This is a genomic window from Bacillus sp. G16, from assembly GCF_021282335.1.
GTDB lineage: Bacteria > Bacillota > Bacilli > Bacillales > Bacillaceae > Bacillus > Bacillus inaquosorum.
Genome location: NZ_JAJSOZ010000006.1, coordinates 221,449 through 241,310, shown reverse-complemented (window position 1 = coordinate 241,310; position 19,862 = coordinate 221,449). Strand labels below are relative to the sequence as shown.

Here is a 19,862-nt window from a genome sequence, read left to right as displayed (position 1 = left end):
CAAAGAATAGGATGAAAAAAGTAAAAAAAGGAATATTTGTTCGATAAATCACGTTAAATCCTTGACGAGCAAGGGATTGACGCTTTAAAATGCTTGATATGGCTTTTTATATGTGTTACTCTACATACAGAAATTCTTCACTTTGTTGGACAAACATTCCTCAGAGTGCAGTTTTTCGTAAAAAGCCGTTTAATTGTCTTTCTTGCCTGCTCTGATTTTTTTCTGAGACAGGTTTAGAATCAGACTGAACTGTGAAGAAATGATAATAAACGAACTGAATGTATTCCTTTTGGGAGGAGGTGAAAGGCATGAACAAAACAGAACTTATCAATGCGGTTGCAGAAGCAAGCGAATTGTCTAAAAAAGACGCTACAAAAGCAGTTGACTCTGTTTTTGATACGATCTTAGATGCACTTAAAAACGGTGATAAAATTCAACTGATCGGTTTTGGTAACTTCGAGGTGCGTGAACGTTCTGCACGTAAAGGACGCAATCCTCAAACAGGTGAAGAAATCGAAATTCCAGCAAGCAAAGTACCTGCTTTCAAACCAGGTAAAGCGCTTAAAGACGCAGTTGCCGGAAAATAATTGTGAATATAGATCGTGTATGCATCTAGCTTACATACACTTTATTTCTTCACAGAAAAGCCCCTTTCTAAGGGGCTTTTCATATTTCAAGAGCATGGGCTTCCTGGCAGGGCATTCACTTTGCTTTTAGCGGGGCATGTGTGCTAGAATCGAAATTAAATGTATTCATTGGTGGAGGACATAGAACATGAAAGAAGTTAATAAAGAGCAAATCGAACAAGCTGTTCGTCAAATTTTAGAAGCGATCGGAGAAGACCCGAATAGAGAAGGGCTTCTTGATACTCCGAAAAGAGTCGCAAAGATGTACGCCGAAGTATTCTCCGGCTTGAATGAAGATCCGAAAGAACATTTCCAGACTATCTTCGGTGAAAACCATGAGGAGCTTGTTCTTGTAAAAGATATCGCGTTTCATTCTATGTGTGAGCATCACCTTGTTCCCTTTTATGGAAAAGCACACGTTGCATATATACCGCGAGGCGGAAAGGTCACAGGCCTCAGCAAACTGGCACGTGCCGTTGAAGCTGTTGCAAAGCGCCCGCAGCTTCAGGAACGCATCACTTCTACTATTGCGGAAAGCATCGTAGAAACGCTTGACCCGCACGGCGTAATGGTAGTGGTTGAAGCAGAACACATGTGCATGACGATGCGCGGTGTAAGAAAACCGGGTGCAAAAACTGTTACTTCAGCAGTCAGAGGCGTTTTTAAAGATGATGCCGCTGCCCGTGCTGAAGTATTGGAACATATTAAACGCCAGGACTAATAAAGATAGAGGGTGCTATAAATGAACGAAAAGCATTCAAGTGATTTTGTCGTCATTAAAGCGGTTGAGGACGGAGTGAATGTGATCGGCCTGACAAGAGGAACAGACACAAAGTTTCACCATTCCGAAAAACTCGACAAGGGAGAAGTAATCATCGCTCAGTTTACAGAGCATACTTCTGCCATTAAAGTCAGAGGAGAGGCACTCATTCAAACCGCATACGGAGAAATGAAAAGCGAAAAAAAATAAGCTGGCTGTTCCCGCTGTTCAACGCAAATGCTCGCAAACAGCGGGTGAATACAGCCAATTTCTTTTTTTTATGCTATAATGATACCTGCGTAAGCGAATGAAAAGATAAAACTCATACATAGATTAAGAAATAAATGTGAATTTGGGGACAAGGGTGATATTTTTGCAAGACATCTACGGAACTTTAGCCAATCTGAACACGAAATTAAAACAAAAGCTGTCTCATCCTTATTTAGCGAAGCATATTTCTGCGCCAAAGATTGATGAGGATAAGCTTCTTCTTTTTCATGCTTTATTTGAGGAAGCCGACATAAAAAACAACGACAGAGAAAATTATATTGTAACAGCGATGCTTGTACAAAGCGCCCTTGATACCCATGATGAAGTGACGACAGCCAGAGTCATAAAACGAGACGAAAACAAAAACCGCCAATTGACTGTTCTCGCAGGCGATTATTTCAGCGGGCTGTACTACTCTTTGTTATCTGAAATGAAGGATATCTACATGATTCGGACGCTTGCTACAGCCATCAAAGAAATCAATGAACATAAAATTCGTCTCTATGACCGTTCTTTCAAGGATGAACACGATTTTTTCGAAAGTGTCGGCATCGTTGAATCAGCTTTATTCCATCGGGTGGCGGAACACTTCAACCTCCCGCGCTGGAAAAAGCTGTCGAGTGATTTTTTTGTATTTAAGCGGCTTATAAACGGAAATGATACATTTCTGGATGTGATCGGCAGTTTTATACAGCTGGGAAAAACAAAAGAAGAGATATTAGAAGATTGTTTTAAAAAAGCGAAAAACAGCATTGAGTCACTTTTGCCTCTAAATTCACCTATTCAGCATGCTTTATTAAACCGCCTGAAGACAATCAGCCAAGATCAAACCTATCATCAGAAAGTGGAAGAAGGGTAAACCATTATGCAGGAATCAAAAGAACAGCGCGTTCATGGAGTATTTGAAAAAATATCTAAAAACTACGACCAAATGAACTCTGTCATCAGTTTTCAGCAGCATAAAAAATGGCGCGAAAAAACGATGCGCATCATGGATGTGAAAGAAGGTGCCAAGGCACTTGATGTTTGCTGCGGAACGGCTGACTGGACGATCGCTCTTGCAAAAGCAGCCGGCAAAAACGGCGAGATCAAGGGCTTGGATTTCAGTAAAAATATGCTGAGTGTCGGCCAGCAGAAAGTAAAAAACGGCGGATTCAGCCAAATTGAACTGCTGCACGGAAATGCGATGGAGCTTCCTTTTGATGATGATACGTTTGATTATGTCACGATTGGCTTCGGACTCCGCAATGTCCCTGATTACTTGACTGTACTGAAAGAGATGAGACGTGTAGTGAAGCCGGGCGGACAGGTCGTATGTCTGGAAACGTCCCAGCCGGAAATGTTCGGATTCAGACAGGCCTACTTTATGTACTTTAAGTATATTATGCCGTTTTTCGGGAAACTGTTTGCGAAGAGCTATAAAGAATATTCTTGGCTTCAAGAATCAGCCAGAGAATTCCCTGGAATGAAGGAACTGGCAGGCCTGTTTGAAGAGGCGGGCTTGAAGAATGTCAAATATCATTCGTTTACTGGCGGAGTCGCTGCCACGCATATCGGATGGAAATGAAAACACAGATGTTTGGGTGAATGATATGAAATTTAAAATGGCCTACTCTTTTTTAAATGACGATATTGATGTAATCGAAAGAGAACTTGAACAAACCGTACGTTCCGATTACCCGCTTTTAAGCGAGGCGGGTCTTCATCTGCTGCAGGCAGGAGGGAAGCGCATTCGGCCTGTTTTCGTGCTGCTTTCCGGCATGTTTGGCGATTACGATATTAATAAGATTAAATATGTCGCCGTCACTCTGGAAATGATTCACATGGCATCTTTGGTTCATGATGATGTTATTGACGATGCCGAGCTTCGCAGAGGGAAGCCGACAATCAAAGCAAAGTGGGACAATCGCATTGCGATGTACACAGGCGATTATATGCTTGCGGGATCACTTGAAATGATGACGAGAATTAACGAACCGAAAGCCCATAGGATTTTGTCACAGACTATTGTTGAAGTTTGTCTTGGGGAAATCGAGCAGATCAAAGACAAATACAACATGGAACAAAATCTCAGAACGTATCTCCGCCGTATCAAAAGAAAAACGGCACTCCTGATCGCAGTCAGCTGCCAGCTCGGTGCCATTGCGTCCGGAGCTGATGAAAAGATTCATAAGGCGCTGTATTGGTTTGGGTATTACGTTGGCATGTCTTATCAAATTATTGATGATATTCTTGATTTTACTTCAACTGAAGAAGAGCTGGGCAAACCTGTTGGAGGAGATTTGCTTCAAGGGAATGTCACATTGCCAGTGCTGTATGCCCTGAAAAATCCAGCATTAAGAAACCAGCTTAAATTGATTAACAGTGAGACTACGCAGGAACAGCTTGAACCAATCATTGAAGAAATCAAAAAAACAGATGCAATTGAAGCATCTATGGCTGTAAGCGAAATGTATCTGCAGAAAGCTTTCCAGAAATTAAACACGCTTCCGAGAGGACGTGCACGTTCGTCTCTTGCGGCCATCGCAAAATATATCGGTAAAAGAAAATTTTAATTTTTGTAGATATTAAGAAATTTCTCCGCCCCGGATTGATTAATTATCAGAAAGATGTTACGATTTCGGTGTGCAGTGTGAAAGCCTATACATACATAATGATGGGGTGGAGAATGTGATGGAAAAGACTTTTATCATGGTGAAACCAGACGGTGTCCAACGTCAGCTCATTGGTGATATTTTATCCAGATTCGAGCGTAAGGGCTTACAATTAGCTGGCGCCAAGTTAATGAGAGTGACAGAACAAATGGCTGAGAAACACTACGCCGAACATCAAGGGAAGCCTTTCTTCGGAGAGCTCGTTGAGTTTATTACTTCAGGACCTGTATTCGCAATGGTTTGGGAAGGCGAAAATGTCATTGAAGTGACGAGACAGCTGATCGGAAAGACAAATCCAAAAGAAGCTTTGCCTGGTACGATTCGGGGAGATTATGGCATGTTTGTCGGGAAAAACATCATCCACGGCTCTGATTCTCTCGAAAGTGCTGAACGCGAGATTAACATTTTCTTTAAGAATGAAGAATTAGTATCATATCAACAGCTCATGGCAGGCTGGATCTATTAATCATTATGAAAATAAGTAACAGAGCCGGCACCATGTAATGCCGCCGGTTTTCATTCTGTTTTGTAAAGGTTTACATTAAAGTGAATAAAGGGTGAAACGGCAGTGTGCATCAGACTCCTGCCTTTCCCAACCGATCCTAAAATCAGCTGAAAAGCTGATTTTTTTATTGAAACAATACAATTTCCTGATAAAACAAGCTATACTAGGACAAAAAGACAGCGAGACTGGGAGAGTAGAGATGGATACATACAGCGTATTTACAACAAAATGGAAGCAATTAACCGGAGTCGATTTGACATTATATAAAGAAGCACAAATGAAAAGAAGGCTGACGTCGCTTTATGAGAAAAAGGGGTATCAGAGCTTTAAGGAGTTTGCGGCGGCATTGGAAAAGGATCAAGCTCTCTTAAATGAAACATTGGACAGAATGACGATCAATGTTTCAGAATTTTATCGTAATTATAAAAGATGGGAAGTTCTTGAGACTGCTATTCTGCCGTTAATCAAGCACTCTAAGCCTTTAAAGATATGGAGTGCCGCCTGCTCAACGGGTGAGGAGCCTTATACGCTTGCCATGCTTTTGGATCAGCAAAAAAGTCTTCCCGGCTTTCAGATTCTGGCGACTGATATTGATGAAAAAGCATTGGAGAAAGCGAAAAAAGGCATCTATCAGGAGCGGTCTTTACAGGAAGTTCCATCATCTGTGAAGGATCGTTATTTTACTCAAAACGCAAATAGAAGCTATGAAGTAAAAGCAGAAATCAAAAAAAATATTACATTCAAAAAGCATAATCTGCTGGCGGATCGTTATGAACAAGACTTTGACTTAATCGTGTGCCGCAATGTATTTATTTATTTTACAGAAAGCGCGAAGGAAGAACTTTATTTGAAAATGGCACATAGCCTGAAAAAGAATGGAGTTCTCTTTGTCGGCAGCACTGAGCAAATCTTTAATCCTGAGAAATTTGGCCTGGCTCCAGCCGATACATTCTTTTATCAAAAAAGATAGACTGACTTTTTGCTGAAAAATATGTTATAGTAGTTTTACTTAAAAGCGTTAATGCGATGAAGGGAGAAGAAGTCATGAGATATTTAACAGCCGGAGAATCACACGGCCCCCAACTGACAACCATTATTGAAGGTGTGCCTGCCGGGCTTTACATAACGGAGGAAGATATCAATTTTGAGCTTGCCAGACGCCAAAAAGGCCACGGCCGCGGCCGCCGCATGCAAATCGAAAAAGATCAGGCCAAAATTATGAGCGGGGTGCGCCATGCCCGCACACTCGGTTCGCCAATTGCTCTCGTTGTAGAAAACAACGATTGGAAACATTGGACAAAAATCATGGGCGCAGCTCCGATTACAGAAGATGAAGAAAAGGAAATGAAACGCCAAATTTCCAGACCGAGACCTGGGCACGCTGATTTAAACGGTGCGATTAAATATAATCATCGTGATATGAGAAATGTGCTTGAGCGTTCTTCAGCAAGGGAAACTACTGTCAGAGTGGCAGCAGGGGCTGTCGCTAAAAAAATTCTTTCTGAGCTTGGCATTAAGGTAGCGGGCCACGTATTGCAAATTGGCGCAGTTAAAGCTGAAAAAACAGAATATACGTCAATTGAAGACCTGCAGCGTGTAACGGAGGAGTCTCCGGTCAGATGCTACGATGAAGAAGCAGGCAAAAAAATGATGGCTGCCATTGATGAAGCGAAGGCAAACGGAGATTCCATCGGCGGAATTGTAGAAGTCATTGTCGAGGGAATGCCGGTAGGCGTGGGCAGCTACGTCCATTATGACCGCAAGCTGGACAGTAAGCTTGCTGCTGCAGTGCTGTCAATTAACGCATTTAAAGGTGTGGAATTCGGCATCGGCTTTGAAGCGGCCGGCAGAAATGGAAGCGAAGTCCATGACGAGATCATTTGGGACGAGGAAAAGGGCTATACTCGCGCTACAAATAGGCTTGGCGGACTGGAAGGCGGCATGACGACAGGAATGCCTATTGTCGTCCGCGGAGTTATGAAGCCGATTCCGACTTTATATAAACCGTTGAAGAGTGTGGATATTGAAACGAAAGAACCGTTTTCTGCCAGTATTGAACGTTCAGACAGCTGTGCAGTGCCTGCGGCAAGTGTAGTAGCTGAAGCTGCTGTTGCATGGGAAATTGCGAACGCAGTCGTTGAACAATTCGGCTTAGATCAAATCGACCGCATTAAAGAAAATGTGGAGAATATGAGAAAACTGTCGAGGGAATTTTAATGAGAACACTGCATGTTCAAACCGCTTCCTCATCGTATCCTGTTTTTATCGGGCAAGGCATCAGACAAGAGGCTTGCGAACTATTAACCTCTCTAAACAGGCCTTTAACACGGATTATGCTTGTCACGGATGAAGAGGTGGATCGCCTGTATGGTGATGAAATGCTTCATTTGCTGCAAGAAAAATGGCCTGTGAAAAAAGTGACGGTGCCGAGCGGAGAGCAGGCGAAATCCATGGACATGTACACAAAACTGCAGAGTGAAGCGATTCGTTTTCATATGGATCGCTCCTCATGCATCATCGCATTCGGTGGCGGTGTTGTAGGAGATCTTGCCGGTTTTGTGGCTGCTACTTTTATGCGCGGCATTGATTTCATTCAAATGCCTACGACGCTTTTGGCGCATGACAGCGCAGTCGGAGGAAAAGTAGCCGTGAATCATCCGCTCGGAAAAAATCTAATCGGTGCGTTTTATCAGCCGAAAGCCGTGCTCTACGATACAGACTTTCTGCGTTCTCTCCCCGAAAAAGAGCTTCGGTCCGGAATGGCAGAAGTGATTAAACACGCTTTTATCTATGACAGAGCGTTTCTGGAAGAGCTGTTGAATATCCGCTCACTGCACGATATCACAAGTGATCAGCTGAATGACATGATTTTTAAAGGCATTTCAATTAAAGCGTCTGTCGTTCAGCAGGATGAAAAAGAAGAGGGGATTAGAGCCTACTTAAACTTCGGGCATACGCTCGGCCATGCCGTTGAGGCGGAATATGGATACGGACAGATCACTCACGGTGATGCCGTAGCCCTCGGAATGCAGTTTGCTTTATATGTAAGCGAAAAGACAGTGGGCTGTGAAATGGACAGAAAACGTTTGGTCAGCTGGCTAAAAAGCCTGGGCTATCCAAGTCAAATCAAAAAAGAGACGGAAACTTCGGTTCTTTTAGACCGTATGATGAATGATAAGAAGACCCGTGGCGGGAAGATTCAGTTTATCGTGCTCAACGAATTAGGAAAAGTTGCTGATCACACATTTTCCAGAAATGAACTTGAGAGCTGGCTGAACAAATGGCGATTGGAGGAGACATCATGATGATTCGCGGAATTCGCGGAGCAACTACAGTTGAACGGGATACTGAAGAAGAAATTTTACAAAAAACAAAACAGCTGTTAGAGAAAATCATAGAAGAAAACAAAACAAAGCCCGAAGATGTTGTTCAAATGCTTCTTTCGGCGACACCTGATTTGCACTCCGTTTTCCCGGCAAAAGCTGTTCGTGAGCTTTCAGGATGGCAGTACGTGCCGGTAACCTGTATGCAGGAAATGGACGTAACCGGCGGTCTGAAAAAGTGCATAAGAGTCATGATGACCGTCCAGACAGATGTTCCTCAGGATCAGATCAGACATGTATATTTAGAAAAAGCTGTCGTATTAAGACCCGATTTATCATTGACAAAAAATACTGAATTGTAATACGATAGGAACAGCTTAGAAATACACAAGAGTGTGTATAAAGCATTGAATGAGTTGAGTTAGAGAATAGGGTAGCAGAGAATGAGTTTAGTTGAGCTGAGACATGTATGTTTATTCTACCCAAAAGAAGCCTTTCTTTTGGGTTTATTTGTTATATAATAGTTTATCCTCTCATGCCATCTTCTCATTCTCCTTGCCATAAGGAGTGAGAGCAATGAATTTCCAATCAAACATTTCTGCATTTTTACAGGACAGCTTGTCCAACCACACCATACCGATTGTGGAGACCTTCACAGTCGATACGCTGACACCCATTCAAATGATAGAGAAGCTCGACAGGGAGATTACGTATCTTCTTGAAAGCAAGGATGATACATCCAATTGGTCGAGATATTCGTTTGTCGGCCTGAATCCATTTCTCACAATTAAAGAAGAGCAGAGCCGTTTTACAGCCGCTGATCAGGACGGCAGATCTCTTTACACAGGAGATGAACTCAAAGAAGTTCTGAACTGGATGAATTCCACGTACAACATCAAAACGCCAGAGCTTGGCATTCCTTTTGTCGGGGGAGCTGTTGGGTACTTAAGTTATGATATGATCCCGCTAATTGAGCCTTCTGTTCCTCCGCATACAAAAGAAACAGGAATGGAAAAGTGTATGCTGTTTGTTTGCCGGACAATAATTGCGTATGATCATGAAACCAAAAATGTCCACTTTATCCAATATGCAAGACTCAATGGACAGGAAACTGAAAACGAAAAAATCGATGTGTTTCATCAAAATCATCAAGAGCTCCAAGATCTCATTGAAAAAATGATGGATCAAAAAAACATAAAAGAGCTGTTTCTCTCTGCTGATTCATATAAGACGCCCAGCTTTGAGACAGTATCTTCTAATTATGAAAAATCGGCTTTTATGGCTGATGTAGAAAAAATCAAAGAATATATAAAAGCGGGCGATGTCTTCCAAGGCGTTTTGTCACAAAAATTTGAGATTCCGATAACAGCAGATGCCTTTGAGTTATACCGAGTGCTGCGGATCGTCAATCCTTCTCCGTATATGTACTATATGAAACTCCAAGACAGAGAAATAGTCGGCAGCTCTCCGGAACGGTTAATCCACGTTCAGGACGGGCACTTGGAAATCCATCCGATTGCCGGAACGAGAAAACGGGGCGCAGACAAAGAGGAAGATGAAAAACTCAAAGTTGAGCTAATGAAGGATGAAAAAGAAAAAGCAGAGCACTACATGCTCGTTGATCTTGCCCGGAACGATATCGGCAGAGTAGCAGAATATGGATCTGTTTCTGTGCCGGAGTTCACAAAAATTGTCTCCTTTTCACATGTCATGCACATTATCTCGGTGGTTACAGGCCGATTGAAAGAAGGGGTTCATCCTGTCGATGCACTGATGTCCGCTTTCCCGGCGGGAACGTTAACAGGCGCACCAAAAATCCGTGCCATGCAGCTTTTGCAAGAGCTGGAGCCAACACCGAGAGAGACATACGGAGGCTGCATCGCCTACATCGGATTTGACGGTAATATCGACTCTTGTATTACGATTCGCACTATGAGCGTAAAGGACGGTGTTGCAACGATACAAGCAGGTGCTGGTATTGTTGCGGATTCTGTTCCGGAAGCCGAATACGAAGAAAGCTGTAATAAAGCCGGTGCGCTGCTGAAAACGATTCATATTGCAGAAGACATGTTCCATAGCAAGGAGGATAAAGCTGATGAACAAATTTCTACAATTGTGCGTTGACGGAAAAACACTCACTGCCAGTGAGGCAGAAGCGCTGATGAATATGATGATGACAGCGGAAATGACTCCTTCTGAAATGGGCGGTATATTGTCTATTCTTGCTCATCGGGGAGAGACGCCAGAAGAGCTTTCGGGCTTTGTGAAGGCGATGCGGGCGCACGCTCTTACAGTAGATGGACTTCCTGATGTTGTAGATACATGCGGAACCGGAGGAGACGGTATTTCCACTTTTAATATCTCAACGGCATCTGCAATTGTTGCCTCAGCAGCCGGTGCGAAAATTGCTAAGCACGGCAATCGCTCTGTCTCTTCTAAAAGCGGAAGCGCTGATGTTTTAGAGGAGCTAGAGGTTCCAATTCAAACTACTCCCGAAAAGGTCAAAAGCAGCATTGAAACAAACAACATGGGATTTCTTTTTGCGCCGCTTTATCATTCGTCTATGAAACATGTAGCGGGTACTAGAAAAGAACTAGGTTTCAGAACGGTATTTAATCTGCTTGGACCGCTCAGCAATCCTTTGCAGGCGAAGCGTCAGGTGATCGGGGTCTATTCCGCTGAAAAAGCGGGACTGATGGCAAGCGCACTGGAAACGTTTCAGCCGAAGCATGTCCTGTTCGTATCCAGCCGCGACGGTTTAGATGAGCTTTCAATTACAGCACCGACTGATGTGATTGAATTAAAGGACGGAGAGCGCCGGGAATACACCGTTTCACCCGAAGATTTCGGTTTTGCAAATGGCAGAATTGAAGATTTACAAGTGCAGTCACCGAAAGAGAGTGCCTGTCTCATTCAGAATATTTTTGAAAATAAAAGCAGCAGTTCCGCTTTATCTATTACTGCTTTTAATGCAGGGGCTGCGATATACACGGCGGGGATAACCGCTTCATTAAAGGAAGGAACGGAGCTGGCGTTAGAGACGATTACAAGCGGAGGCGCTGCCGCGCAGCTTGAACGACTAAAGCAGAAAGAGGAAGAGATCTATGCTTGAAAATATTATCAAACAAAAGAAAGAAGAAGTAAAAACACTGGTACTGCCGGAAGAGCAGCTTTTCGAAAAACGTTCATTTAAAGAGGCGCTGGCAAGTCCGAATCGGTTTATCGGATTGATTGCCGAAGTAAAGAAAGCGTCACCGTCAAAAGGGCTTATTAAAGAGGATTTTGTCCCTGTACAGATTGCAAAAGACTATGAAACTGCGCAGGCAGATGCGCTTTCCGTATTAACAGACACCCCGTTTTTTCAAGGGGAAAACAGCTATTTATCAGACGTAAAGCGTGCTGTATCAATTCCTGTACTCAGAAAAGATTTTATTATTGATTCTCTTCAAGTGGAGGAATCGAAAAGAATCGGAGCGGATGCCATACTGTTAATCGGCGAGGTGCTTGATCCCTTACACCTCCATGAATTATATCTTGAAGCAGGTGAAAAGGAGATGGACGTGTTAGTAGAGGTTCATGATGCTTCAACGCTTGAACAAATATTGAAAGTATTTATGCCTGCTATTCTCGGCATAAACAACCGAAACCTAAAAACATTTGAAACCTCTATAATGCAGACAGAACAAATCGCATCTCTCGTACCGAAAGAATCCCTGCTTGTCAGCGAAAGCGGAATCGGTTCTTTAGAACATTTAACATTTGTCAAAGAACATGGAGCACGAGCTGTGCTTATCGGTGAATCATTGATGAGACAAACATCACAGCAAAAAGCAATCCATGCTTTGTTTGGGGAGTAAGGTTGTGAAGAAACCGGCATTAAAATATTGCGGCATACGGTCACTGCAGGATTTGCAGCTTGCAGCGGATTCACAGGCTGATTATCTGGGCTTTATTTTTGCTGAAAGCAAACGGAAAGTATCTCCGCAAAATGTGAAAAAGTGGCTGAGTCAAGTTCATGTCGAAAAACAGGTTGCGGGTGTTTTTGTTAATGAATCGATAGAGACAATGTCACGCATTGCCGAAGACTTAAATCTCGACGTCATTCAGCTTCACGGTGATGAGGAACCGGCGGATGCCGATGCTCTTCGCATGCTGACAGGTTGCGAAATATGGAAGGCGCTTCACCATCATGAGAACACAATTCAAGAAATAGCCCGTTTTAAAGATGGTGTGGACGGCTTTGTGATTGATTCATCTGTAAAAGGGCAAAGAGGCGGCACTGGTGTTGCTTTTTCTTGGGACTGTGTGCCGGAATATCAGCAGGCGGCTGCGGGCAAACGCTGCTTTATCGCAGGCGGCGTGAATCCGGACACCATCACAGACCTATTGAAATGGCAGCCGATAGGAATTGACCTTGCCAGCGGAATCGAAAAAAACGGACAAAAAGATCAAAATCTGATGAGGCTTTTAGAAGAAAGGATGAACCGATATGTATCCATACCCGAATGAAATAGGAAGATACGGCGATTTTGGCGGAAAATTTGTTCCGGAAACACTCATGCAGCCGTTAGAAGAAATTGAAACTGCATTTAAAGAGATCAAGGATGATCCCGCTTTTCGTGACGAATATTACAAGCTGTTAAATGACTATTCCGGCAGGCCGACTGCATTGACATACGCTGATCGAGTCACTGAATACTTAGGTGGTGCAAAAATCTATTTGAAACGAGAAGATTTAAACCATACAGGTTCTCATAAAATCAATAATGCGCTAGGCCAAGCGCTGCTTGCTAAAAAAATGGGCAAAACCAAAATCATTGCTGAAACTGGCGCCGGGCAGCACGGCGTTGCCGCTGCGACAGTCGCAGCTAAATTCGGCTTTTCCTGCACTGTATTTATGGGCGAGGAAGACGTTGCTCGCCAGTCTCTTAACGTTTTCCGAATGAAGCTTCTTGGAGCGGAGGTTGTGCCTGTAACAAGCGGAAACGGCACATTGAAGGATGCCACAAATGAGGCGATCCGGTACTGGGTTCAGCATTGCGAGGATCATTTTTACATGATCGGATCAGTTGTCGGACCGCACCCTTATCCGCAGGTCGTCCGTGAATTTCAAAAAATGATCGGTGAGGAAGCAAAGGATCAGCTGAAACGCATTGAAGGCGCTCTGCCAGATAAGGTGGTGGCGTGTGTAGGCGGAGGAAGCAATGCGATGGGCATGTTTCAGGCGTTTTTAGATGAAGATGTTGAACTCATCGGCGCTGAAGCAGCCGGAAAAGGAATTGATACCCCTCTTCATGCCGCTACTATTTCGAAAGGAACCGTAGGTGTCATTCACGGTTCATTGACTTATCTCATTCAAGATGAGTTCGGGCAAATTATTGAGCCTTACTCCATTTCAGCAGGACTTGACTATCCAGGAATCGGTCCAGAGCACGCTTATTTGCATAAGAGCGGCCGAGTCACTTATGACAGTATCACAGATGAAGAAGCGGTGGATGCATTAAAACTCTTGTCAGAAAAAGAGGGGATTTTGCCGGCAATCGAATCTGCCCATGCGTTAGCAAAAGCATTCAAACTTGCTAAAGAGATGGATCGCGATCAAATGATTCTCGTCTGTTTATCAGGACGGGGAGATAAGGATGTCAACACCTTAATGAATGTATTGGAAGAAGAGGTGAAAGCGCATGTTTAAATTAGACCTTCAAGCGTCAGAAAAATTGTTTGTCCCGTTTATTACGGCGGGCGATCCATTGCCTGAGGTTTCAGTTGAACTGGCGAAGTCTCTCCAAAAAGCGGGTGCCACGGCACTGGAGCTTGGTGTTGCATACTCAGACCCGCTTGCAGACGGTCCGGTAATCCAGCGGGCTTCGAAGCGGGCGCTTAATAATGGAATGAATATCGTAAAGGCAATCGAATTAGGCGGAGAAATGAAAAAAAACGGAGTGAATATTCCGATTATCCTCTTTACGTATTATAATCCTGTGTTACAATTGAACAAAGAATACTTTTTCGCTTTACTGCGGGAAAATCATATTGACGGTCTGCTTGTTCCGGATCTGCCATTAGAAGAAAGCGCCAGCCTTCAAGCCGAATGCAAAAACCATGAGGTGACGTATATTTCTTTGGTTGCGCCGACAAGCGAAAGCCGTTTGAAAACCATTATTGAACAAGCCGAGGGCTTCGTCTACTGTGTATCTTCTCTAGGTGTGACCGGTGTCCGCAATGAGTTCAATCCATCTGTGTATCCGTTCATCCGGACAGTGAAGGATCTTAGCGCTGTGCCGGTTGCTGTAGGGTTCGGTATATCAAACCGCGAACAAGTCATGAAGATGAATGAAATTTGTGACGGTGTCGTAGTGGGAAGTGCGCTCGTCAGAAAAATAGAAGAATTAAAGGACCGGCTCATCAGCGCTGAAACGAGAGATCAAGCGCTGCAGGAGTTTGAAGATTACGCAACGGCGTTTGGCGGCTTGTACAGTTTAAAATGAGGTGACTGGATTTGCGTATCAAAGAACATTTAAAACAGCTGAAGCCTTATCAGCCTGGTAAGCCGATTGAAGCAGTGAAATCAGAATATGGCTTGGATAAAGTTGTGAAGCTTGCTTCAAACGAGAATCCGTACGGCTGTTCAGAAGCTGCAAAAGAGGCGCTTCATCATGAAATTCAACAGCTTGCGCTTTATCCGGACGGATATAGCGCCGCTTTGCGCACAAGGCTCAGTGAGCACCTCAATGTCAGCGAAACATCACTTATTTTCGGAAATGGTTCAGATGAAATCATTCAGATCATCTGCCGGGCATTTTTAAACGATAAGACGAACACGATTACTGCTGCTCCGACTTTCCCGCAATATAAACATAATGCGGTCATTGAAGGTGCTGAAGTTCGTGAAATCGCACTTCGGCCCGACGGCTCACATAATTTAGACGCCATGCTTGAAGCGATTGACGAACAGACACAAGTCGTTTGGATATGCAGCCCAAATAACCCGACAGGCACTTATACATCAGAAGGGGAATTACTCGCATTTCTGGAGCGCGTTCCATCTCGTGTCCTCGTTGTTCTAGACGAAGCATATTATGAATATGTAACAGCAGAGGATTACCCGGAGACTGTGCCGCTCTTAAACAAGTACTCCAATTTGATGATATTACGGACATTTTCAAAGGCTTACGGTCTGGCTGCGCTCAGAGTCGGATACGGAATTGCTGACGAGAACCTGATTCGCCAGATTGAGCCGGCAAGAGAGCCGTTTAACACGAGCCGTCTAGGCCAGGCTGCTGCGATCGCAGCGCTTGATGATCAAGTGTTTATTGCTTCCTGTGTCGAGCAAAATAAAGCAGGCCTTCAGCAATATTATGATTTTGCGAAGACTCATGGTTTAAAGTGCTACCCTTCACAGACAAACTTTGTGTTAATTGACTTTAACCGTCCGGCCGATGAACTGTTTCAGGCTCTGCTGGAAAAAGGTTATATTGTCCGGTCGGGAAATGCATTAGGTTTCCCGACATCACTCCGGATTACGATCGGAACAAAAGAGCAAAATGAAGAAATTCTTGCAATTTTAGCTGAAATTTTGTAAGAGGTGATCAAATATCACCTCTTTAGTCTATAAATCAGGTGATGACATATGAACCAAATCAAAGATACAATATTGCTCGCCGGTCTCGGATTGATAGGCGGTTCGATTGCGTTAGCGATCAAAAAAAAGCATCCCGGCAAACGGATTATCGGAATCGACATCTCTGATGAACAGGTGGTTGCCGCTTTAAAATTAGGTGTGATAGACGAGCGTGCTGATTCGTTTATTAGCGGTGCGAAAGAGGCGGCTACAGTAATCATTGCGACGCCTGTCGCGCAAACGATGCTTATGCTTGATGAGCTGGCTCATTCAGGAATTGAACATAAGCTTTTGATTACCGACGTAGGAAGCACAAAGCAAAAAGTGGTTCATTACGCAGACAAAGTGCTGCCTAGCCGCTATCAATTTGTCGGAGGGCATCCGATGGCAGGTTCACACAAATCAGGAGTGGCCGCTGCGAAGGAGTTCCTGTTTGAAAATGCATTTTATATTTTAACGCCAGGCCATAAAACGGACAGACAAGCGGTAGAGCAGTTAAAAAGCCTGCTGAAGGGGACGAATGCCCATTTTGTGGAAATGTCGCCAGAAGAGCATGATGGCGTTACAAGCGTGATCAGTCATTTTCCGCATATTGTCGCAGCAAGCCTTGTTCACCAAACCCATCATTCGGAAGAGATTTATCCGCTTGTTAAGCGTTTTGCTGCCGGCGGGTTCAGGGATATTACAAGGATTGCATCAAGCAGCCCGGCAATGTGGCGGGATATTCTATTACATAATAAAGATAAAATTTTGGACCGTTTTGATGAGTGGATTCGTGAAATCGAGAAGATCCGGACATATGTAGAACAAGAAGATTCGGAAAATCTATTTCGTTATTTTAAAACGGCCAAGGATTATCGCGACGGGCTGCCGCTTCGGCAGAAGGGCGCGATACCTGCATTTTATGATTTATACGTGGATGTTCCCGATCATCCGGGTGTGATTTCCGAGATAACGGCTATCTTAGCTGCGGAGCGCATCAGTATCACGAATATCCGTATTATTGAAACACGAGAAGATATTAACGGGATTCTAAGAATCAGTTTTCAGTCTGATGACGACCGCAAACGGGCTGAACAATGCATTGAAGCCCGGGCGGAATATGAAACTTTTTATGCTGATTGAGGTGGAAAATAATGAAAAGAGAAAAGGTGCAGGCCTTAAACGGAGAAATACACATTCCTGGTGATAAATCCATTTCACACCGCTCCGTCATGTTCGGTGCATTAGCGAAAGGCACAACAACTGTTAAAAACTTTCTGCCGGGAGCGGATTGTCTGAGCACGATTGATTGCTTTAGAAAAATGGGTGTTGAAATTGAGCAAAACGGAAGCGATGTAGTGATTCACGGAAAAGGAATCGATTCCTTGAGCGAGCCAGAAAGCCTTTTAGATGTCGGAAATTCAGGTACAACGATTCGCCTGATGCTCGGCATTTTGGCGGGCCGTCCATTTTACAGCGCGGTAGCTGGAGATGAGAGCATTGCGAAGCGCCCGATGAAACGTGTCACTGAGCCTTTGAAACAAATGGGGGCTAAAATCGACGGCAGAGCCGGCGGAGAATTTACACCGCTGTCAGTGAGCGGCTCTTCATTAAAAGGAATTGATTATGTATCACCTGTTGCAAGCGCGCAAATTAAATCTGCTGTTTTACTGGCCGGATTACAGGCTGAGGGCACAACAACCGTCACAGAGCCTCATAAATCTCGGGACCATACTGAGCGGATGCTTTCTGCATTTGGCGTTAAACTTTCTGAAGATCAAACGAGTGTTTCCATTGCAGGAGGCCAGAAACTGACAGCTGCAGATGTTTTTGTTCCTGGAGACATTTCTTCAGCGGCTTTTTTCCTTGCTGCGGGCGCAATTGTTCCAAACAGCAAGATTGTATTGAAAAACGTAGGTTTAAATTCGACTCGGACAGGTATCATTGACGTCCTTCAAAACATGGGGGCAAAACTTGAAGTCAAACCGTCTGCTGCCGACAGTGCAGAGCCTTATGGAGATTTGGTCATAGAAACGTCATCTCTAAAAGCGGTTGAAATCGGAGGAGATATCATTCCGCGTTTAATTGATGAAATCCCTATCATCGCGCTTCTTGCAACTCAGGCGGAAGGAACTACCGTTATTAAGGATGCGGCAGAGCTTAAAGTAAAAGAAACAAACCGCATTGACACCGTGGTTTCCGAGCTTCGTAAGCTGGGTGCTGAGATTGAACCGACAGCAGATGGAATGAAGGTTTATGGCAAACAAACACTGAAAGGCGGCGCAACAGTGTCCAGCCATGGAGATCATCGGATCGGAATGATGCTTGGTATCGCTTCCTGTATAACGGAGGAGCCAATTGAAATCGAGCAGACAGATGCCATTCATGTTTCTTATCCAACCTTCTTCGAGCATTTAAATAAGCTTTCAAACAAATCCTGAAGTTCTTGCTTCAGGATTTGTTGTGCAGATTGAATGTGAGAATCATAATGCGAGGGAAAAAAACATAGCTTGTCTTAAGAGGGAAAAGAAAAACGAAAAGGGGGGGGATGCGCTTTACTTACAAGCCGGCAGGTCATAGAGCTGCTTTACTGTACAGAGGGCGATCTTCCTTTTTTCATTTTCTATCTCAAGATCTTTTGGTAAACTAATAAGACTCAATAATTCCCTGCCGTACAGCAAGCATCTTATTTGCCGGGGACATTCGTCTGAATTATGATAAGATTAACCCGAACAAATAAAGCTTTTTTGTATGGTTGATGTTGTATAGGAAAAGAAAGGACCGGTCCGATTTGAATACATTGATTCAAGAAGCCATAAAATTAGTTGAAGCAGGTGAAACAGAAAAAGGCCTCAACACTCTCTCGAAGGCTGAAAAACAGCTCCATGATGAAGATAAAGCCATCGCTGCCCAGCTTTATTACGAGTGGGGCAATGTAGAAAAAGCAATTTCACTGATCAGTGATTTACATGATTTATATCCAAATGAAACAGAACTGACGAATTTTTACGCTGAACTTTTAATAGATATTGACGAAGAAGAAAAAGCCCTTGCTGTGCTGGAAACCATTCCGGAAACAGATCCATCATACCCGGAAAGTTTGCTGCTTATGGCGGATCTTTATCAAATGCAGGGGTTATTCGAAGTCAGTGAGCAAAAGCTTTTACAGGCAAAGTCCATTCTGGACAATGAACCCGTTATTGATTTTGCGCTGGGCGAACTTTATTTTACTCAGGGAGCTTATGCAAAAGCGGTTCAATATTTTAAAACAACGGCTGAGGAGCAGAGTGAGATCGGAGGCGTTAATGTCCATCAAAGACTGGCAGAATCGTTAAGTGCCTCAGGTGAATTTGAGGATGCCATTCCGTGGTACGAGAAAGCTGTTGATGAGAATCCTGATCCTAATACGATTTTCGGCTATGGGTTTACAGCCCTACAGGCGGGGCTTGTTAAAACAGCTATTAAGCAGCTGTCTGATTTAAAGGAGCTTGATCCATCTTATTCTTCACTTTATATGCCGCTATCGAAAAGTTATGAAGCTGAAGGAATGTATGAAGAGGCATTAAAAACGGCAAAAGAGGGTATCAGATATGATGAATATAACAAAGAACTTTTCCTCTATGCCGCAAAAATGGCCTTGAAAATCGGGAAGTCAGAAGATGGGAAAAAGCTGCTTCAGGAGGCGCTTGCGCTTGATCCGGGCTTTGTTGAGGCACTTCATACACTTCTTGCCGTGTATCATAATGAAGAGGATTATGAACAGATCATTGATCTTATTCAAGAGGTGCGCGGCTACGGGGAAGAAGATCCGAAATACAATTGGTATCTTGCGAGCGCATATACCGAATTAGAGCAATACGAGGAAGCAAAACAATCCTTTGAGGCTGCCTTTCTTCACTACCGTGAGGACAGAGATTTCTTATATGAATACGCAAGCTTCCTATTAGAAGAAGGACTTCAAAAAGAAGCACTGCCGCTTTTGAAAAAGGTTCTCGAGATTGACGGAGCCAATGAAGAGCTGGAAGAAACGATTTTGCGAATCGAGGATGAATTTTCTAGATAAGCAGGAATATTCACCATTCGTGTGGAACATATAAGTATATAGATTATACGAACGATAG

21 protein-coding genes are annotated in these 19,862 nt (G+C 43.7%); all 21 read left to right on the top strand.

Annotation, left to right across the window (positions count from 1 at the left end):
• Positions 1–308: 308 nt before the first annotated feature.
• The 21 genes from hbs to LWH95_RS09955 all read left to right on the top strand — a co-directional run bounded on the left by hbs (position 309) and on the right by LWH95_RS09955 (position 19,804).
• Positions 309–587 carry a non-specific DNA-binding protein Hbs gene (hbs, locus tag LWH95_RS10055; protein WP_003153447.1) on the top strand — a complete coding sequence of 93 codons (279 nt, stop codon included), beginning with the start codon at positions 309–311 and terminating at the stop codon, positions 585–587.
• 187 nt (positions 588–774) lie between these two features.
• On the top strand, positions 775–1,347 hold the full coding sequence (gene folE / locus LWH95_RS10050; protein WP_003225516.1) for a GTP cyclohydrolase I FolE: 573 nt from the start codon (positions 775–777) through the stop codon (positions 1,345–1,347).
• Positions 1,348–1,368: 21 nt separating this feature from the next.
• The gene (gene mtrB / locus LWH95_RS10045) at positions 1,369–1,596 is read left to right on the top strand and encodes a trp RNA-binding attenuation protein MtrB (RefSeq protein WP_003225517.1); all 228 of its coding nucleotides are present in this window, start codon (positions 1,369–1,371) and stop codon (positions 1,594–1,596) included.
• A gap of 163 nt (positions 1,597–1,759) precedes the next feature.
• Complete coding sequence (hepS, locus tag LWH95_RS10040; RefSeq protein ID WP_004398111.1) at positions 1,760–2,515, top strand: heptaprenyl diphosphate synthase component 1; 756 nt, start codon at positions 1,760–1,762, stop codon at positions 2,513–2,515.
• A gap of 6 nt (positions 2,516–2,521) precedes the next feature.
• Positions 2,522–3,223, top strand: a complete 702-nt coding sequence (menG, locus tag LWH95_RS10035; protein ID WP_004398109.1) for a demethylmenaquinone methyltransferase — start codon at positions 2,522–2,524, stop codon at positions 3,221–3,223.
• 25 nt (positions 3,224–3,248) lie between these two features.
• Positions 3,249–4,211 (top strand): heptaprenyl diphosphate synthase component II, encoded by a 963-nt coding sequence (gene hepT / locus LWH95_RS10030; protein ID WP_004398107.1) that lies wholly within the window; start codon positions 3,249–3,251, stop codon positions 4,209–4,211.
• Between the two features lie 115 nt (positions 4,212–4,326).
• Complete coding sequence (ndk, locus tag LWH95_RS10025) at positions 4,327–4,776, top strand: nucleoside-diphosphate kinase (protein WP_010886554.1); 450 nt, start codon at positions 4,327–4,329, stop codon at positions 4,774–4,776.
• A 238-nt stretch (positions 4,777–5,014) separates the two neighbouring features.
• Entirely contained in the window at positions 5,015–5,785 is a 771-nt protein-coding gene (cheR, locus tag LWH95_RS10020; protein ID WP_004398101.1) for a protein-glutamate O-methyltransferase CheR, read from the top strand.
• 74 nt (positions 5,786–5,859) lie between these two features.
• Positions 5,860–7,032: a chorismate synthase gene (gene aroC, locus LWH95_RS10015; RefSeq protein WP_015483382.1), complete on the top strand. Its 1,173-nt coding sequence runs from the start codon at positions 5,860–5,862 to the stop codon at positions 7,030–7,032.
• Positions 7,032–8,120, top strand: a complete 1,089-nt coding sequence (gene aroB / locus LWH95_RS10010) for a 3-dehydroquinate synthase (RefSeq protein ID WP_004398098.1) — start codon at positions 7,032–7,034, stop codon at positions 8,118–8,120. Before aroC ends, aroB begins: the two co-directional genes overlap by 1 nt.
• On the top strand, positions 8,117–8,500 hold the full coding sequence (aroH, locus tag LWH95_RS10005; protein WP_019258756.1) for a chorismate mutase: 384 nt from the start codon (positions 8,117–8,119) through the stop codon (positions 8,498–8,500). The genes aroB and aroH overlap by 4 nt, the downstream gene beginning before the upstream one ends.
• Positions 8,501–8,714: 214 nt before the next feature.
• On the top strand, positions 8,715–10,262 hold the full coding sequence (gene trpE, locus LWH95_RS10000) for an anthranilate synthase component I (RefSeq protein ID WP_133487117.1): 1,548 nt from the start codon (positions 8,715–8,717) through the stop codon (positions 10,260–10,262).
• Positions 10,234–11,250: an anthranilate phosphoribosyltransferase gene (gene trpD / locus LWH95_RS09995; RefSeq protein WP_133487119.1), complete on the top strand. Its 1,017-nt coding sequence runs from the start codon at positions 10,234–10,236 to the stop codon at positions 11,248–11,250. Before trpE ends, trpD begins: the two co-directional genes overlap by 29 nt.
• A complete protein-coding gene (gene trpC, locus LWH95_RS09990) occupies positions 11,243–11,995 on the top strand; it encodes an indole-3-glycerol phosphate synthase TrpC (RefSeq protein WP_060398904.1) in 753 nt (250 codons plus the stop codon). The genes trpD and trpC overlap by 8 nt, the downstream gene beginning before the upstream one ends.
• Positions 11,996–11,999: 4 nt before the next feature.
• Positions 12,000–12,647 (top strand): phosphoribosylanthranilate isomerase, encoded by a 648-nt coding sequence (locus tag LWH95_RS09985; protein WP_148983075.1) that lies wholly within the window; start codon positions 12,000–12,002, stop codon positions 12,645–12,647.
• Positions 12,628–13,830: a tryptophan synthase subunit beta gene (trpB, locus tag LWH95_RS09980; RefSeq protein WP_232919442.1), complete on the top strand. Its 1,203-nt coding sequence runs from the start codon at positions 12,628–12,630 to the stop codon at positions 13,828–13,830. Before LWH95_RS09985 ends, trpB begins: the two co-directional genes overlap by 20 nt.
• Positions 13,823–14,626, top strand: a complete 804-nt coding sequence (gene trpA / locus LWH95_RS09975; RefSeq protein WP_148983077.1) for a tryptophan synthase subunit alpha — start codon at positions 13,823–13,825, stop codon at positions 14,624–14,626. Before trpB ends, trpA begins: the two co-directional genes overlap by 8 nt.
• Positions 14,627–14,637: 11 nt before the next feature.
• Positions 14,638–15,720 carry a histidinol-phosphate transaminase gene (gene hisC / locus LWH95_RS09970; protein ID WP_148983078.1) on the top strand — a complete coding sequence of 361 codons (1,083 nt, stop codon included), beginning with the start codon at positions 14,638–14,640 and terminating at the stop codon, positions 15,718–15,720.
• A gap of 48 nt (positions 15,721–15,768) precedes the next feature.
• Positions 15,769–16,884, top strand: a complete 1,116-nt coding sequence (locus tag LWH95_RS09965; protein ID WP_148983079.1) for a prephenate dehydrogenase — start codon at positions 15,769–15,771, stop codon at positions 16,882–16,884.
• A gap of 11 nt (positions 16,885–16,895) precedes the next feature.
• Complete coding sequence (gene aroA, locus LWH95_RS09960) at positions 16,896–18,182, top strand: 3-phosphoshikimate 1-carboxyvinyltransferase (protein WP_004398069.1); 1,287 nt, start codon at positions 16,896–16,898, stop codon at positions 18,180–18,182.
• 350 nt (positions 18,183–18,532) lie between these two features.
• Positions 18,533–19,804, top strand: a complete 1,272-nt coding sequence (locus tag LWH95_RS09955) for a tetratricopeptide repeat protein (protein WP_232919441.1) — start codon at positions 18,533–18,535, stop codon at positions 19,802–19,804.
• The last annotated feature ends 58 nt before the right edge of the window (positions 19,805–19,862 follow it).

Bases quoted from the DNA above. Each gene is read 5' to 3' on its own strand.
- hbs (WP_003153447.1), top strand. From the start codon at position 309: ATGAACAAAACAGAACTTATCAATGCGGTTGCAGAAGCAAGCGAATTG.
- folE (WP_003225516.1), top strand. From the start codon at position 775: ATGAAAGAAGTTAATAAAGAGCAAATCGAACAAGCTGTTCGTCAAATT.
- mtrB (WP_003225517.1), top strand. From the start codon at position 1,369: ATGAACGAAAAGCATTCAAGTGATTTTGTCGTCATTAAAGCGGTTGAG.
- menG (WP_004398109.1), top strand. From the start codon at position 2,522: ATGCAGGAATCAAAAGAACAGCGCGTTCATGGAGTATTTGAAAAAATA.
- hepT (WP_004398107.1), top strand. From the start codon at position 3,249: ATGAAATTTAAAATGGCCTACTCTTTTTTAAATGACGATATTGATGTA.
- cheR (WP_004398101.1), top strand. From the start codon at position 5,015: ATGGATACATACAGCGTATTTACAACAAAATGGAAGCAATTAACCGGA.
- aroC (WP_015483382.1), top strand. From the start codon at position 5,860: ATGAGATATTTAACAGCCGGAGAATCACACGGCCCCCAACTGACAACC.
- aroB (WP_004398098.1), top strand. From the start codon at position 7,032: ATGAGAACACTGCATGTTCAAACCGCTTCCTCATCGTATCCTGTTTTT.
- aroH (WP_019258756.1), top strand. From the start codon at position 8,117: ATGATGATTCGCGGAATTCGCGGAGCAACTACAGTTGAACGGGATACT.
- trpE (WP_133487117.1), top strand. From the start codon at position 8,715: ATGAATTTCCAATCAAACATTTCTGCATTTTTACAGGACAGCTTGTCC.
- trpD (WP_133487119.1), top strand. From the start codon at position 10,234: ATGAACAAATTTCTACAATTGTGCGTTGACGGAAAAACACTCACTGCC.
- trpC (WP_060398904.1), top strand. From the start codon at position 11,243: ATGCTTGAAAATATTATCAAACAAAAGAAAGAAGAAGTAAAAACACTG.
- trpB (WP_232919442.1), top strand. From the start codon at position 12,628: ATGTATCCATACCCGAATGAAATAGGAAGATACGGCGATTTTGGCGGA.
- trpA (WP_148983077.1), top strand. From the start codon at position 13,823: ATGTTTAAATTAGACCTTCAAGCGTCAGAAAAATTGTTTGTCCCGTTT.
- LWH95_RS09965 (WP_148983079.1), top strand. From the start codon at position 15,769: ATGAACCAAATCAAAGATACAATATTGCTCGCCGGTCTCGGATTGATA.
- aroA (WP_004398069.1), top strand. From the start codon at position 16,896: ATGAAAAGAGAAAAGGTGCAGGCCTTAAACGGAGAAATACACATTCCT.